This is a genomic window from Bradyrhizobium algeriense, assembly GCF_036924595.1.
In the GTDB taxonomy this organism is placed as follows: domain Bacteria; phylum Pseudomonadota; class Alphaproteobacteria; order Rhizobiales; family Xanthobacteraceae; genus Bradyrhizobium; species Bradyrhizobium algeriense.
Window position 1 is genome coordinate 2925284 of sequence record NZ_JAZHRV010000001.1, and the last position, 15327, is coordinate 2940610.

General features: G+C 60.7%; 14 protein-coding genes. 9 read left to right on the forward strand and 5 right to left on the reverse strand.

Features of this window, described 5'->3' with window-relative positions; all coding sequences use genetic code 11:
* Positions 1-370: 370 nt before the first annotated feature.
* Entirely contained in the window at positions 371-1639 is a 1269-nt protein-coding gene (locus tag V1286_RS14415) for an O-antigen ligase family protein (RefSeq protein ID WP_334480474.1), read from the forward strand.
* 90 nt (positions 1640-1729) lie between these two features.
* Here V1286_RS14415 and V1286_RS14420 read toward each other — a convergent pair whose 3' ends face one another.
* The 4 genes from V1286_RS14420 to V1286_RS14435 form a co-directional block, all read right to left on the reverse strand.
* Positions 1730-1960, reverse strand: coding sequence for a hypothetical protein (locus V1286_RS14420; RefSeq protein ID WP_334480475.1), 231 nt, complete (start codon positions 1958-1960; stop codon positions 1730-1732).
* A 210-nt stretch (positions 1961-2170) separates the two neighbouring features.
* Positions 2171-2467 (reverse strand): hypothetical protein, encoded by a 297-nt coding sequence (locus tag V1286_RS14425; protein WP_334480476.1) that lies wholly within the window; start codon positions 2465-2467, stop codon positions 2171-2173.
* 638 nt (positions 2468-3105) lie between these two features.
* Positions 3106-3429, reverse strand: a complete 324-nt coding sequence (locus tag V1286_RS14430; protein WP_334480478.1) for a hypothetical protein — start codon at positions 3427-3429, stop codon at positions 3106-3108.
* 581 nt (positions 3430-4010) lie between these two features.
* Entirely contained in the window at positions 4011-5705 is a 1695-nt protein-coding gene (locus V1286_RS14435) for a sulfatase-like hydrolase/transferase (protein ID WP_334480479.1), read from the reverse strand.
* Between the two features lie 1246 nt (positions 5706-6951).
* On the opposite strand from V1286_RS14435, the gene leuC reads away from it, so the two are divergent.
* The 8 genes from leuC to V1286_RS14475 are packed head-to-tail and all read left to right on the forward strand — an operon-like array spanning position 6952 to position 14183.
* Complete coding sequence (gene leuC / locus V1286_RS14440; RefSeq protein WP_334480482.1) at positions 6952-8361, forward strand: 3-isopropylmalate dehydratase large subunit; 1410 nt, start codon at positions 6952-6954, stop codon at positions 8359-8361.
* A 1-nt stretch (position 8362) separates the two neighbouring features.
* Positions 8363-9010, forward strand: coding sequence for a 3-isopropylmalate dehydratase small subunit (gene leuD, locus V1286_RS14445; RefSeq protein WP_334480483.1), 648 nt, complete (start codon positions 8363-8365; stop codon positions 9008-9010).
* Positions 9007-10158: a 3-isopropylmalate dehydrogenase gene (leuB, locus tag V1286_RS14450; protein WP_334480485.1), complete on the forward strand. Its 1152-nt coding sequence runs from the start codon at positions 9007-9009 to the stop codon at positions 10156-10158. The genes leuD and leuB overlap by 4 nt, the downstream gene beginning before the upstream one ends.
* The gene (locus tag V1286_RS14455) at positions 10158-10643 is read left to right on the forward strand and encodes an ABC transporter substrate-binding protein (protein ID WP_334480486.1); all 486 of its coding nucleotides are present in this window, start codon (positions 10158-10160) and stop codon (positions 10641-10643) included. The genes leuB and V1286_RS14455 overlap by 1 nt, the downstream gene beginning before the upstream one ends.
* 12 nt (positions 10644-10655) lie before the next feature.
* Positions 10656-11204 (forward strand): substrate-binding domain-containing protein, encoded by a 549-nt coding sequence (locus V1286_RS14460; RefSeq protein WP_334480488.1) that lies wholly within the window; start codon positions 10656-10658, stop codon positions 11202-11204.
* Complete coding sequence (locus tag V1286_RS14465) at positions 11201-12034, forward strand: ABC transporter ATP-binding protein (protein WP_334480490.1); 834 nt, start codon at positions 11201-11203, stop codon at positions 12032-12034. The genes V1286_RS14460 and V1286_RS14465 overlap by 4 nt, the downstream gene beginning before the upstream one ends.
* Positions 12035-12047: 13 nt before the next feature.
* On the forward strand, positions 12048-12920 hold the full coding sequence (locus V1286_RS14470) for an ABC transporter permease (protein WP_108522465.1): 873 nt from the start codon (positions 12048-12050) through the stop codon (positions 12918-12920).
* A gap of 48 nt (positions 12921-12968) precedes the next feature.
* The gene (locus tag V1286_RS14475; RefSeq protein WP_334480492.1) at positions 12969-14183 is read left to right on the forward strand and encodes an FAD-dependent oxidoreductase; all 1215 of its coding nucleotides are present in this window, start codon (positions 12969-12971) and stop codon (positions 14181-14183) included.
* A gap of 96 nt (positions 14184-14279) precedes the next feature.
* Here the strand turns inward: V1286_RS14475 and V1286_RS14480 are convergent, their stop codons facing one another.
* Positions 14280-15089, reverse strand: a complete 810-nt coding sequence (locus tag V1286_RS14480) for an outer membrane protein (protein WP_334480494.1) — start codon at positions 15087-15089, stop codon at positions 14280-14282.
* Positions 15090-15327 lie beyond the last annotated feature (238 nt).

A 15327-nucleotide genomic window follows, 5' to 3' on the forward strand; every position in this document is an offset into this window, starting at 1 on the left:
GAGTTGCGCACACGAGCATACAGGTACAGCCGGAGCACTTCGGCATCCCCTGCGCAATGGTTTGACGGCTTATGCCGCGCTGATTTGGGTCGGATGGAAAGCGGAATATTTTTGCTCAGGAGGCTGGATGACCCAAATCAGCCTGAAATTATTCAACAAACCGCCGTTTGCGCGCAGCGATATTAGGAGCCTTTCGAGGGCGGGGCGTGCCGCAAGGCGATGTCGCGCGGGGAGGTAGTATTTGTTGAGTATGCGTATGTATACGGGTATTTCAGATGACCTTTCGAAAGCCGAGCCGATCGCGCTGGGACCGCGTCCGCCAGCATCGCCGTTTCTTCCTTGCAGATCATGATCGAGTGGCAGGTGTGCGATGTCAGAGCTGACCGCTCCCGTCGTACGGCCGGGATTTTCTGAACTCATCGGCGCGTGGCCGCAATCCCGGCTCTGGCTTCTCAGCGTCGATCTTTACCCGGCACTGGCCGGCGCTTCGCTTCCATGGTCCACAACGGCGGTTTCCATTTTCATGGTGCTGTGGATGCTCGTGGTTCTTCCCACGATCCATTGGCCGGCATTTTTCGAGTCGTTGCGTGCACCAGCCAGCTTGCTGCCGCTGGCCTTCCTCGCACTGGCGTTTGCGGGCCTGTTCTGGACTGAGGACAGCTGGGCGACAGGAATTCAAGGCGTCGTGCCCGTAACAAAGCTGCTGGCGGTGCCGCTTCTCCTCTACCACTACGAACGCTCCCAGCGCGGGCATTGGGTGCTGTTCGCGTTCCTGGCTTCCTGTGTCTTGCTGATGGGATTGTCATGGGTGACATATTTCGCCGACTGGAAAGCCTCCTCGCCGGGGGCGCTGGCTGGAGTCCCCGTCAGAAACTACATCGATCAAAGCCACGAATTCGCGCTGTGCCTGTTTGTCATGGCGCCGCTGATCTTGTGGTTCGCGGCGAACGGTCATCGCGCGTGGACCTTGGCTTTCGCAGCTGTCATGTTGGGCTTCTACCTCGACATGCGGTTTGTCGCGACATCGCGAACGGCATTCGCCTACTTCCCTGTCCTGTTGATCCTCTTTGCTGTCAAATATCTGAATCGCAGACATGCGATTTATTTTCTGATGCTTGCGGCAGTTGTCGAGTTCGGAGTTCTACTCTCATCACCCTATTTGCGTGACCGGATCGGGCGCACGGTGCAGGACTACAAGGTGGATCGCGACACCAGTGCCGCGACGTCGAATGGCCTGCGACTGGCGTATTGGCGCGTTTCCATCAGGTCGATTTCCGAGGCGCCGGTTTTCGGGCACGGCACCGGATCAACCCAGCAGCTTTTCAGCCGTGAAGCTGAAGGCAAGAGCGGCGAATGGGGCAACATCATCCGCAACCCTCATAACCAGACACTTTACGTCGCAATCCAGTGGGGCGTGCTCGGTTGCCTCGTGCTCTATGCGATGTGGTACTTCCATCTGCAGCTGTTTCGGGAATCCCTTTTTGCATCGTGGATCGGCCTGGTGATCGTGGTTCAGAACTTCATCAGTTCGCTGCTCAATTCCCACCTGTTCGATTTTCACGAAGGGTGGCTATACGTGCTGGGCGTTGGCGTCGCGGGCGGTATCGTCGCTCGCGCGCAACGCCCGGGTACAGGTTGAAGCCGTCATGGAGATGCTGGACCCGTTCTCGACGGCCTCCGCTCGACGTCGATGTTGCTATGAGCCGTTCAATCTCGCCGCAATCGCAGATCAGCCGCAGACGCGCACCCGGCGGACCCGCCAGCCACGGCCGTCCCAGAAACGCTGTGTCACCCATTCGCAACTGCCAAAATCGTCGTATGGCCCGCGACCTGCTCCGTAAGGGGCGGGCTCATAATAGCGGCCCGGAGCGGAGACGCCCCGCTGTGCGCTTGCGGGCGTCGCGACGAGCGAACCGGCAATTGTTGCGACCGCGACAAAGGCAGCAAATGTCTTCTTCATTCTAGGCCCTCTTGTGCGTGCATAGCATGCGGCCACGCGACAGCCGCACCACCAAAGAAGCTAAGAAATTCCGGCCGTTACCTGTCAACCCTCAGCGGGCCAATGTATCAGGTCAACTGAGTGCATTGATAGGGGCTGGCTTCGAGTTGCTTGTCGCAAAGCCTGATGTCCATTGTGGGTCAATCGCGCCATTTTGACCGTCGGCCGACATTACGCATCAGATTCCATATTCACCAAGACTTCCCCGGCGATGATTTCCGGGTCTCCAAGATCAAGGTCATGCAGGCTTGCTTGAACAAACTCCCGGACTTTATCGTTCGCCGCATTGGCGCTTTCGCGGTCCTCGAATATCATCACAGCGACACCGACGCCCGCGCCCCCATCCATTACATAATACGATCTGAATCCGTGCGATTCCCTTAGGATCTGACCAACGCCGCTTTTGGCGCGGCGGGCAGCATCCGCAACCGAATGAACCTTGGTGTACTTTCGAATGAACATGTACATGAGGCCACCCATGCGTCTCAGTTCCCGCCCCACGGCATCAAACCATATCGGGCCGTTGCTGGACTAGGGCCGACTTCCGTGATGCGTCAACAGGCGACACCGATGACATCGACAAATGAAAGAGGCCAACTAAGGCGGCCTCTTTGGAAAGATCATTTCCCGATTTTACTGCCTCGTCATGCCAGAAAAAGTCGCGCCTTTGGGGCCGACAAAAACGCCTGTCGCCATACAGTTTGAATAAGACGTTTGGCAAGCGGGCGAGTTGGCATTGTTCCTCCGGCATATCTTTGCATAAGAACTACATGTCCTTTCCCCGGCTGCGTTCTTTTTTAATTTTCCGAATGCTTTGTCTCTCGCACGCTCCCCGCGAAAGGAGCCTGGAGACCCCTTTCCGTCCATTACTGAGGCAATAGCTGGGGCTGTCAAAAAGTCCATGGCGCAAATCGACAGCGAAAGCACAATAGCGACCGCTCTCATTTTCGCCTCCTTAAACAAAGACAGTAGCTAATCACGACAACGTCCGCGCTTCAATGCCGGTTGGTTTGTCGGACTTAATGAGGGAATAGCCTGCGTAGAGCAAAGCTGGCCTTGCAACTTTCAAGCAGGGCTACTGAGGATCGGCCAGTATCCTCCGCCTGTCAGGGAACGGACCGGGGCGGGTCGGATGTCGGCGTGCGGGCAAGTTTGCGCGCCGCCGCGCAGGCGGAAAGCGGTGTGATCACGGCAAAGAGCAGCCAAACTGGAGCGACGATGAAAATTGCAACGGCTCCTTGGCCGCAGTTTGACCAGTCACACCCCCACCAAAACATGGCCGGGAAAAGGAGGACAAGTACGGAAACGGCCGCGCAACAGACTAGCCAGGCTCCGCGCGGCCTTTTGGCGAACCACGGCGCCAGCGGAAAGAGGAACGGTGCGAAGAAGAGGAGGTACATGACGCCTCCGAATACATCGAGCGGGGTCATCGGCGTGCTCCTAATGTGACGCGAAAATGGGCTGCGGCAGCCGGCACGACCCACGCCGCGCCCTTGCTGCGTTAGCAGGATACCCGGGCCGGGCAGCCACTCCTACCCCAGCGCTCGCCGCGCGCATGGGCGGCCTTCTGCGGCCCGCTAACATGGCGCACGCGACGATACCAGTCACAGTTACTGGTGCCGACCCCGCCCTGCTTCGGCAGGGGTCGATGTCCGCCGGCAGCGGCAAATCTAGGCATTCTCGGAAGGGGCGAGCCGGAGCCGGCATATCGGCAAATGAGAGACAAGAACGACGCCGAGATTGATCGACGGTTGATAACCAAGGTCTCTGACACCATGCACGCGCTCATTACCGCGCAGCGATTTAGTGCAATATATCTTTCGCGACGTTGAGCATTTTGCGACGCAAAATTCGGCCGCCTAGCGGCAACGTCGACTTCCGAGATGGTCAAAAGCGACATCCGATCGAAAGGGGACTTGGTCTGCTTTACCCCCACAAGAACGGACATCAGCTTTGGCTGTTACGGTGTCCGCTTATGGTCGCCTACGGCGGACATAGCGGGCCCATTCGATCACTTCGTCGGCGTGGGCGAGTAGCGACCGTTTGGAACGCTCGGCCCCGTGTCTATCATGCCCAGATCCACCAGCGTGCGATGGAATCGGCGCTTCTGTTCGGAAGGTGACGCAAAGTAGGTTTCCCGGCAATGGTCGAGCAAGCTGGCGCGGGTGGCAAATATCGGATCAAGCGGCAGACCTGCTTGCTGCAGGGCGACGGTCCCAAGAAAAGCAATATCGAGGTCCGCACCCGGTCCGGAAGCAAGGCGATCAGGTACGATGTTTAGCGCCTCCATTGCATAAAATGTGCGGAACGCGCGCCGCGCATCGTTGGGGAGTTTGAGTTGCCGATCGATCCGCTTCGCCACGACGGGCTGATGATCCCCGTAGTGCACAATGAGAACAGGACGTTTTGGAAAATTCGTTGTCAGCTCAAACTTGAGCCTGTTCCAGGTTGAGGCTGTTTCCGCGAGCCTTGCGTAGTATTCGGCATATTGAGCATCGGGAAGGCTTGATGCGGCAAAGGCACGTTCCCTCTCAAACTGTCCGGGTGCTGCCAGCCTTCGGTTGTGGGGGCCGTGATTGAAGTTAGTCAGTGCATATAGAAAGCGGGGCGCTGGGTCGTCAGCAATACCCTTCCTATGGGCCGCGAACGCCGCTTCCAGGAAAATTGCATCGGAATTTGTCGTCTCGAACTGGCTGATGTCGAACGGTGGAGGGAAATCGTCCGTAAAGATGCGTTCGCCAATGCCAATCGAACGATAAAATTCATCGTAGCTGAGAAAGCTGCGACGACAGCTCGACGCGAGCATGGTCCTGTACCCAAGCGCAGCCAACGCATGGGGAAGACTGTTGTGAAATCGGCCCGCGCCCTGCTTGAAAAGGTAATAGGCATTTGAACCGAAGCTTGCACTTGAAAGACCGGTCAACAAACTAAATTCGGATTGCCACGAACCTCCGCCGAAAATGTCGACGTTAAGGATTCCATGGAGGCCATTCGTTGGGGACAGAAACGCTTCGACAGTCGGCTCAATCGGAAGTCCAAAAATGCGAGGATCGAAAATTGATTCATGCTGGATGACGATAATGTCGGGGTATTCGGTGGTGCGCGCTGGTACGGCCGCCATTAGCGGCAACGGGTCATTTGCAATATCGCTCAGAGCCAATCCGCCGACTTGCCGCCAGGAATGTGGATCGATGAGCGAAGCCATGAAGGTCGAGTAAAAGCACCGACGCTGGGCCATGATCCGCTGGAAGGAAATGCCGCCGCCGCTCATCCTGAAGGCCGTTACAACGCAAACAAGCGCAACGCTGAATAAAGAAACTCTGACATCCAGGGGAATTGATGGCCCGGTTCCGTAGATCAGAGTAGCGATTACAGCCAGGACGAGTGCGGCAGTTCCAGTCAGAACGGCCAATACGGCGCGCGGGTACTGCGATGCGAAAAAGGGAACTGTGCCTGCAAACATCAGTGGCAAGTCGGTTACAATCAGCTTAAGCGCGCTGTAATTATGTTTGATGGTCGATGCGGCGGTGATTGCTGCGGCCAGCACACTGGCCAGCAGTATCGCTCTGTCGAAGTCGCCAACGATGAATGAGATTACGGCCGCGCTAAGGAAGAGCATCGAGATTGCGAATGGCAGGTGCTCGGCGCTGCGTTCTGCCAGCACAATGACACCGATAGCTGCCAGCAATATCAGGGTCAGGATCATGTGAGTATGGTAGCTGGAGGTGAGCGGAACTCAACAATTGCCGCGTCGTTGAGGCAAGTAAAGATAACGTTCGTGTCGGGAAGCACGAGTCTGGCGCGAGCCGCTGGGATGCCGGCTCTGGCGGTGAGGCACGCGACAAGCGGCATGCGGGCAAGCTTCTATCTCGCTTGAAGGTCAGACATCAGGCGATCCGCGTCACCTGCTGGCAGCTTGCGATTTGATCGAGACGCCGAGTCGCATGGCCCGTTTCCGTATCCGTTCCGGTGATCGATCCATCGCCTTTGCTATCTGCTCATGCGTCTTTTTAGATTTGGCTAATTCCAGCAAGCGACGATCGTCCTTGAATGACCAGGATTTCCGAACCATCGCCAAAAGCTTCCTCAGCAGACCCAAGCAGTGAGTAGGTCGCCGAAAGCTCTTAAAGGTTCATTGAAGAGGGCGTCTCCGGCCTTAGGGACCAAGCCTTACTCAGGCTCTTGTGTAGAGCGCGCCGCTCGCCATTAGGCATTTTGTAAGCCGCAGCCCTGTATCGTCGTGGCAATCGCGGATCGCCCCCAAGGCCCCGCGGGATTTAGTAACCGCGTAGGAAGCCCGCCAACTCAACCTGGCGGGCTTCTTTGGTTACGGGGAACGTGTTGACTGGTTCGCGATCGTCTTAGCGGCGACGGAATCTTGCGAGGAGCGGGACAGTCCCGGCATCAGGCCACGCGATGTAACGGCCGCGTGGCCTTTGTATTGGGGGCGGGGCCGCCTCTAGGGCACGAGGCGGCCCCTGATCGCGCAGTACGCAGGCTAAACGTGGGGACTGGCCAATCTGCGCGACTGCAGCCACGCTAGACTTGTTTAGATCGGCCGCAACGAAACTCGCATGTTAAGCTTGATGTTCGTCGCGCAGGTTAATTCTGGAACTCGTACAGCATCAGGCGAACAGGTCCGCGCCGGTTTGCGTGAGCTTCACGAACGTGCCGCTCTCGTGCAATTCCAGCCAGCCTCGTGATGTGGCGAACTCCCGACCGGTACCGTATTTCCGCGGGCGGGATGGATTTGGCCGCGCCGCTTCGATCTGGCGGCGTCCCGCGCCAGTGTGGGAGCTGGCCCACCAAATCAGACATTGGCCCAAGCGCTCCAATATGTTTTGATCATCGGAAGCGAGTTCGGGCGGAGACCTGAGTAGCAGGCCGCGCAAAAACGGCCGGTGGCGGTGCATCAACCTGCCATAGAACAAGAAAAACGGGAGGATACGGCAGTGCAAACCCCCGGCCGAACCTTGCTGGCCAAGATATGGGACCAGCACGTCATCGCTCGCGTCAGCGACGACACTGATCTGCTTCACGTCGACCGTCATCTGCTGCACGATCTGGGCGGCTCGCGTGGCCTGCTCGATCTCAGGAATCGCAACCTGCCGGTGCACAGTCCGGAACTGACGTTCGCAACGCCGGATCATGCGATTTCGACGGCGCGCGGACGGGCCGGCACCAGCAAGGTCGGACAGGAGCTTCTGGCGGGCCTGCGAACCGAGACGTCGGCGACCGGCATCCGGATGTTCGATGTCGATGAGCCCGGGCAGGGCATCGTCCACGTGATTGGGCCCGAGCTTGGCCTCAGCCTTCCGGGCTGCCTGATCGTCTGCGGCGACAGCCATACCTGCACCCATGGCGGGCTGGGCGCGCTGGCGTTCGGCATTGGCTCCAGCGAGTTGACCCATGTGCTCGCGACGCAAGCGCTGATTCAGCGGCGGCCGAAAACCATGCGCGTGCGGTTCGAAGGCCGGCTGCTGGCCGGTGTCACGGCCAAGGATCTCATCCTCGCACTGATCGGCCATATCGGCGCTGCGGCCGGCACCGGCTACGCGGTCGAGTATGCCGGCAGCGCCATTCGCGATCTGCCGGTCGAGGGCCGGCTCACCATCTGCAATCTGTCGATTGAACTCGGCGCCAAAATGGGCCTGATCGCGCCGGACGAGAAGACTTTCGAATATCTGCGCGGGCGTACCTATGCGCCGCAGGGGGAGATGTGGGAGCAGGCGGTTGCGGCGTGGCGAAGACTGCCCAGCGATCCCGATGCGGTGTTCGACCGCGAAGTCGTCATCGATGTCGAGAAGATCATTCCGCAGGTGACCTGGGGCATCAGTCCGGAGCACGTCATCGGCGTCGATGGCCGCGTGCCTGATCCCGGCGAGGTCGCAGATCCCGCGCGCCGCCAAGCGATCGAAACGGCGCTTGACTATATGGGTCTGGTAGCCGGCGCACCGATCGCCGGCACACCGGTCGATTGGGTCTTCATCGGGTCGTGCACCAACAGCCGACTGAGCGACTTGCGGGCCGCCGCCGAGATCGCGCGCGGCCGCAAGGTTGCGTCGGGCGTCCGTGCCTGGGTCGTGCCGGGTTCGGAGACCGTCAAGCGCGATGCGGTCGCCGAAGGACTGGACAAGGTCTTTACCGATGCCGGGTTTGAATGGCGCGAGCCGGGATGTTCCATGTGTCTTGCCGCCAACGGTGAAACCGTCGCTCCCGGTCAGCGCTCGGTCTCGACCTCCAACCGCAATTTCGTCGGCCGCCAGGGCCCGCGGGCGCGTACCCATCTGGCCAGCCCGGCCAGTGCGGCCGCAGCCGCCATCGCCGGCGCCATTGCCGACGTGCGAACGATGGGGCGCTGACATGCCGAAACCGTTCACCACCCTGACGGCGATTGCCGCTCCCATCATGCGCGGCAACATCGATACCGACGTCATCATCCGCATCGAGCGGCTGGTCGGAAACTCCGTTCACGGAACGCTCGGCAAATGGGCTTTCGGCGCACTTCGCTATCTGCCCGACGGTTCGGAAAACCCCGAATTCATCCTGAACCGTGAGCCTTACCGGCAGGCGGAAATTCTCATTACCGGTCCGAATTTCGGCTGCGGGTCCTCGCGTGAAGGCGCGGTCTGGTCGCTGCAGGAAATGGGCATCCGCGCCGTCATCGGCTCAAGCTTTGGCGACATCTTCTTTGCCAATTGCTTCCAAAACGGCATCCTGCCTGTTGTCGTCGACAAGGCGATCGCCGATGGCCTTGCTGCGGAGGTGCAGCAAACGCAAGGAGCGGGGCGCATCAGCATCGACCTGCAGCAGCAGACGATCACCTCGCCTTCGGGACAGCGACACGATTTTGCGATCGACCCGCGCCGGCGCGCCGGGCTTTTGGAAGGTCTCGATGAAGTTGCGCTGACATTGCAGCGCGATGACGAAATCCGTGCCTTTCAGGCGGCCGACCGGGCGGAGCGGCCCTGGATCCACTTCGCAGGGAAAACGTCAGGGAATGCGGCATGAATGATCGGTCCAATATGATCAAGGTCGCCGTGGTCGGCGGCGAGGGCATCGGCCCCGAAGTGACCGCGCAGTCGCAGCGCGTGCTCAACTGGTTTGCCGCAAAACGCGGCGTTCCCATGGCCTTGCGCGAAGCGCAATACGGCATCATTCCTTATCTTGCGACCGGCAAGGTGATGCCGCCTGACACCGTCGAGGCGATGGAGGAGGCCGACGCGATCCTGTGGGGTGCGACCGGCGGCCCGGAGACGAAGGAAGTTCCCGCGGCGGCGCGCAAGGCGGGGAGCCTGCTGGGCCTGCGCAGCAAATACGATCTTTACGCCAATCTCAGGCCGATCGTCGCCCATCCGGCGCTGGCGGACTCGACGCCGCTCAAGGCCAGCGTGCTGAGGGACGTCGACTTCGTCATCATCCGCGAACTGACCAGCGGCATTTATTTCGGCGAGCCGCGCGGCATCGAGACGCTCGCCGACGGGCAACGCCGTGGCTTCAACACCGAGCAATACACCACCGATCAAGTTCGCCGCGTCGCGCGTTCCGCCTTTGAGCTGGCGCGGACGCGAAGGAACAAGGTTTGTTCGGTCGACAAGGCCAACGTGTTAGAGACCAGCGTGGTGTGGCGCGAGGAAGTCATTGCCTTGCACGCCGCGGAATTTTCCGATGTCGAGCTCACGCATATGTATGTCGATAACGCCGCGATGCAGATCGTGCGGGAGCCGGCGCAATTCGATGTGATGGTCACCGGCAATATCTTCGGCGACATCCTGTCCGATTGCGCGGCGATGGCGTCCGGCTCGCTCGGCATGCTGCCGTCGGCCTCACTGGGCCCGGTCGACAAGTTCGGCAGACGCAAGGCGCTTTACGAGCCGGTGCATGGCAGCGCACCCGACATCGCGGGCAGGGGCATTGCCAACCCGCTTGGCTCCATCCTCAGCGTCGCGATGATGCTGCGTATGACGATGAACCGGCCCGAGGACGCGGACCTGCTGGAAAAGGCCGTGGCGGGTGCCTTGTCGGGCGGCGCGCGAACCGCCGACATTGCCGAGGCGGGAGCAAAGCGACTTTCAACGCAGGAAATGGGCGACGCGGTGCTGAACGCGCTGGAGAAGGTCGCTGGCAAAGAAAAAGACAGGGAAAGGGAGCGCGCGTGATGGCACATTTCACCAGACGTTCGGCGCTGACGGTCATCGCGGCCGGCGGCGCCTCGATCGCTTCAGGCAAAGTGTGCGCCGAGGACAAGCCCGGCCGCGTGATCTATCCGGTCGCGGTGCCGGTCTATCAGACGCAATTCGTCGCCGACAGATTGGGATACTTCAAGGAGGCCGGCCTCGACTGCAAGCTGATCCAGGGTGGCAGCGGCGTCAAGACGCGCGAAATCATTGCCTCCGCGCAGGGCGACATCGGCATCGGCGACATCACGCATCCGATGCAGCTCTCTAATCGCGGCCGCCATGGACGCGTGCTGATGCCGGTCGATACCCGTTCCTCTTCGGTGATGTTCATCATCCGCAAGGATCTCTGGGACCAGGGCATCACCTCGCTCGAGAGGTTGACGGAATGGAAACGGCCCGACGGGCGCAAGCCGATCGTCTCGGTGTCGTCGCTGGGCGGCACCAACCACGTCTGGTCGTCCTAGTACATGGAGACGATGGGGCTCGACCAGAAGGTGACCTGGATCGGCACCGGCAATGTCGACACCATGATGGGTTCCCTGAAGACCAGGCAGGTCGATGTCCTCGTCAGTTCGCTGTCGCTGCTCAACGATTCGAAGGAGCAAGGCTGGGGCACGCTGCTGTTCGACGGCACCGATGAGACGATTTGGAACAAGTATATCGGCGGCAAGGTCCCGGTGACGGCGCATTTCACGCTGCAGGCGACCATCGACAAGGACCCGCCCAAGATGCAGGCCTTCGTCACCGCGATCTGGCGGGCGACGCAATGGATCAGGAAACATTCGCCCGACGAAATTCACGACACGATCGAGCAATATGTCGGCAGCACCTCGCGCGCCGCCAACATTCTCGAGATCACGGCATTGCAAAAGGTGGTCGACTACGATGCGTCGATCGATGCTGCGGCTTTCGCCCGCGGCGAGAAGGTCTGGTTCCGGGAAATGACCGGCATCAAGCCGCTGACGCCGGCCGATCTGGTCAGCCCGACCTTCATCGAGGCAGCCCGAAAGGCGTATCCGGCTTGAACGTCCAGAACCTTTCCACGCCGCTGCCGGATGGACAATCAAATCTCCAGCGCATTGACGTCAGGGGATTGAGCAAATCGTTTCAGCTCGCCGGCACCGCGATCGAGGCGGTGCGGGATGTTTCCTTCGGTGTCCGCCGCGGCGAGTTCGTAGCACTTCTGGGGCCGTCCGGCTCCGGCAAGAGCACCGTTCTCAACATGATCGCGACCTTGATAAAGCCGACCAGTGGTCAAATCCTGATTGACGGCGTGCCGGTCATTGCGGGCAAGGCGACGCCCAATGTCGGTTACATCTTTCAGCGCGACACGCTGTTTCCCTGGCGGACCGTCGCCGACAATATCGGTTACGGCCTGGAGCTGGCGGGCGTTGCGGAAGCGGCGCGCAAGGAACGCATCGCGGCCTGCGTGGCGCAGGCAGGCCTCCAGGGTTTTGAACACGCTTATCCCTCGGCGCTGTCGGGCGGCATGCGTCAGCGCGCGGCGCTGATGCGAACGCTGGTGGTGGAGCCGCAGATCCTGCTGATGGACGAGCCGTTCGGCGCGCTCGATACCCACACCAAAATCGACATGCATGACGTGCTGCTCAGGATCTGGGAGCGCGAGCAGCAAACCGTTCTGTTCGTGACCCATGACCTCGGCGAAGCCCTGACGTTGGCCGACCGCATCATCCTGTTCTCGGCGCGCCCCGGGCGGATCAAGGATATGTTCGAGGTCGACTTTGCGCGGCCGCGCGATGCGGTCAAGGTGCGCGAGACGCCGCGCTATGCCGAGCTGTTCCAGCACATCTGGCACTCGCTCGGCGAGGAGTTCGTCAAGGGACGCAAGCCATGAGGACACGTCACCCATGAGGAATCGTCGCATCGGCAATACGCTGGCCTGGCAGATCTTTATCTGCGTCGCCGTGCTGTCGATCTGGCAATGGGGATATGACTTCCATGCCAAAGTCCCTTGGCTGGTCCCCGATCTGCTCGATCCCTATTTCGTGTCAAAGCCCTCGCAGATCTTCGAGCACTTCCTGATCCTGAGCTGCCTCAAATCCAAGCTCGGCGCCTTCAACGGCTGGTTCAATGGCGACTTTGCCAAGTGCATGGTGCGCAACGAGAACAACCTCTGGATCGCGACCGCGATCACGCTGAAGAACACCTTCTTCGGTTTCGTCACGGGCGTGTCGAGCGGCTTTGTCGCGGGGCTTATTCTGGGACGTTCGGACCGGCTCAGCGCGATCTTTCAGCCTTTCATTACGGCGGTGAATTCCATACCCCGGATCGCGCTGGCGCCGATCATCGTGCTGGCATTCGGGATTGGCGACACCTCGAAAATCGTGACCTCGTGGATCGTGGTGGTGTTCCTGGTGTTCTTCAACACCTTCGAGGGCGCCCGGTCGATCGACGAAGGCTTTATCAATGCCGCGCGGCTGCTGGGAGCGAGCGAATGGCAGATCACCCGCACCGTCGTGATCCCCTCGACCATGGCCTGGGTGTTTGCCTCGCTCTCGCCGGCGATCTCCTTTGCGCTGATCGGCGTCATCGTCGGCGAATTCATCGGCGCAGAGCGTGGTATCGGCCGCCTGATCATCGAGTCCGAGGCACGGGCGGAAGCCTCGGGGATGATGGTCGCGGTGATCGTGCTGATGCTGGTGGGCGTGGCGCTTTCGGCCGTGATCTGGCGGTTACAGGCCCATCTGCTGCGCTGGCAGCAACACAATATGGTTGAATAGGCTTGATGGTAGCATAGGCTCGGCTCTACCGAAGCGAGGGAGCGAGCGATGAAAACACGTTGCTGCATCGTCGGCGGCGGCCCAGCCGGCATGATGCTCGGTTACCTGCTCGGGCGTGCCGGTGTCGACGTCGTGGTGCTGGAAAAGCACGCGGATTTCTTCCGCGATTTTCGTGGCGACACCGTGCACCCCTCCACGCTGCAGGTGATGGACGAACTCGGGCTGATCGACGGCTTCCTGAAACTGCCGCATCAGCGCCTGCAGAAGATGGAGGGGATGTTCGGCGGCGAGACGGTGCGGATCGCCGATCTCGGCCGGCTCAACGTCAAATATCCCTTCATCGCCTTCATGCCGCAGTGGGACTTTCTCAATTTCCTGCGCGAGAGCGGCAAACGGTTTGCCTCGCTGAAAGTGATGATGTCGACGGAGGCGGTCGATCTCGTTCGTGACGGCGAGCGCGTCACGGGCGTGAGGGCCAAGACGCCGGAGGGCGTGGTCGATATCGAGGCGGACCTGACCATTGCCTGCGACGGCCGCCATTCGCTGGTGCGTGAACGCGCGGGCCTCGAGGTCGAGGAAATCGGCGCGCCGATGGATGTGCTGTGGTTTCGCGCCGGCAGGCGGGAGGGCGAAAACGAAAACCTGTTTGCGCGGGTCGATCCTGGCAAGATGATGGTGACCTTCGATCGCGGCGATTACTGGCAATGCGCGTACGTGATTCCGAAGGGGCAGCACGACGCGGTGAAGGCGAGGGGGCTGGCGGCGCTGCTCGACGACATCGCGCGGATGGCGCCGATCCTGAAATCGGGGCTATCAGAGGTGAAGAGCTGGGATGAGGTGAAGCTGTTGACGGTTGCGGTCAACCGGCTGCGGCGCTGGACGCGGCCGGGGTTGTTGTGCATCGGCGACGCCGCGCATGCGATGTCGCCGATCGGCGGCGTCGGCGTCAACCTCGCGGTGCAGGATGCGGTCGCGACCGCGAACCTGCTGGCAGCGAAGCTGGCGCATGGATGTCCGTCGGAGGACGAGCTCGACGCCGTCCGCCGGCGCCGCGAATTCCCGGTGAAGATGACGCAGCGGATGCAGGTCGTGGTGCAGAACAATATCATCAACGCTGCGCTCAAGCCCGGCAATCAGCCGCTGAAGGTCCCGCTCGTGATGCGGCTCGTCACCGCCGTGCCCTGGCTGCAGGGCATCACGGCGCGGTTTGTAGGTCTTGGCGTACGGCCTGAGCATGTGCAGTCGCCTGTCCACTCCGAATAGGCGATGCTTGCGGCGCAGGACGAACACCCGTGTGTCGGGCGCAACAAAAAGCCCCGGACGACGCCGGGGCTTTGAGTTGGTGAGGGTTGGCTGAGATCAGTACTTCGCGACGACCGCGCCCGCGCCACCGAAGCGATAGTTGATGCCGACACGGGCAATATGGCCCTTATTCTCGAACGTCGTCGACGTTGAGAACGCCGGAAATGCCGCGGAAAGCCCGGTCACCGTGGTGTCGCCGAGGTCATAGTAAAGGTATTCGGCCTTGAAGCTCCAGTTCGGCACGAAGCCATACTCGAAGCCAGCACCGGCCGTCCAGCCGAAGCGAGTGTCGTCGCTGGTGCCCGTGAACACGCCACCGCCGGTCGCGGCGAATGACGTCGTCACCGAGTGGCGGACATCAGCATAAGCGAGACCGCCGGTTCCGTAGAACATCCAGTTGTTCACGGCAAAGCCCAGCCGGCCGCGCACGGTGCCGAACCAGTTCATGTCAGTTGCAGCCGCCTGGAACGAACCCGGAATCGGGGCGCCGCCCGCGAAGAAGTTAAGCGGCCCCACGAGGTAAGCGCGATCCCAGTCGACCCACGAAATGTCCGCCTCGACGCCCCACACCAGGCTGTTAACCTGATAGTTGAAGCCGATTTGCCCACCGGCCATTCCGCCATCCTGGCGGTGGCTTACGCCGAACGGCGCCGCGCCGAAAGCCGCCGGTGACGGAAGGAAATTGGTGAAGGTGTCGCCTTCATTCCAGCCCCAGCCGGCATGCGCACCGATATAAAAGCCGGTCCAGTTGTAGACGGCCGCAACGGGCGCGGGAGCCTTGGTGTAAGGCCGGGCGGCCAAGTCTGCAGCGGATGCGCTGACGGTGCCGATAGTCAGGGCAGCAGCGGCCAGAACGATCTTCTTCATGATTTTCCCCCACTAAAAAGTGACGCGAGCAATTGCTTCTGGCTATGTTGATAATCAGGAATTGTCGGAAAAGCTGTAACCTGCACGCCACAGTGGCAAAGCTTTGCCACTTCCACACCACGACACCGCCAGTCCGCCGCCGCTTTTCGGCTCATAAGCGGCAAAAACATCGGGATTTCGCGGGCTCGGGGTGACGTTTGGAGCCGGCTTCCGGCGGGATGCATTTGCGTGGAGCGGA

Excerpts from the sequence above, each read along its gene's own strand:
- V1286_RS14455 (WP_334480486.1), top strand. The coding sequence starts at position 10,158 with ATGGCACATTTCACCAGACGTTCGGCGCTGACGGTCATCGCGGCCGGC.
- V1286_RS14430 (WP_334480478.1), bottom strand. The coding sequence starts at position 3,429 with ATGACCCCGCTCGATGTATTCGGAGGCGTCATGTACCTCCTCTTCTTC.
- V1286_RS14480 (WP_334480494.1), bottom strand. The coding sequence starts at position 15,089 with ATGAAGAAGATCGTTCTGGCCGCTGCTGCCCTGACTATCGGCACCGTC.
- V1286_RS14415 (WP_334480474.1), top strand. The coding sequence starts at position 371 with ATGTCAGAGCTGACCGCTCCCGTCGTACGGCCGGGATTTTCTGAACTC.
- leuB (WP_334480485.1), top strand. The coding sequence starts at position 9,007 with ATGAATGATCGGTCCAATATGATCAAGGTCGCCGTGGTCGGCGGCGAG.
- leuD (WP_334480483.1), top strand. The coding sequence starts at position 8,363 with ATGCCGAAACCGTTCACCACCCTGACGGCGATTGCCGCTCCCATCATG.
- V1286_RS14460 (WP_334480488.1), top strand. The coding sequence starts at position 10,656 with ATGGGGCTCGACCAGAAGGTGACCTGGATCGGCACCGGCAATGTCGAC.
- V1286_RS14470 (WP_108522465.1), top strand. The coding sequence starts at position 12,048 with ATGAGGAATCGTCGCATCGGCAATACGCTGGCCTGGCAGATCTTTATC.
- V1286_RS14475 (WP_334480492.1), top strand. The coding sequence starts at position 12,969 with ATGAAAACACGTTGCTGCATCGTCGGCGGCGGCCCAGCCGGCATGATG.
- V1286_RS14425 (WP_334480476.1), bottom strand. The coding sequence starts at position 2,467 with ATGTACATGTTCATTCGAAAGTACACCAAGGTTCATTCGGTTGCGGAT.
- V1286_RS14435 (WP_334480479.1), bottom strand. The coding sequence starts at position 5,705 with ATGATCCTGACCCTGATATTGCTGGCAGCTATCGGTGTCATTGTGCTG.
- V1286_RS14420 (WP_334480475.1), bottom strand. The coding sequence starts at position 1,960 with ATGAAGAAGACATTTGCTGCCTTTGTCGCGGTCGCAACAATTGCCGGT.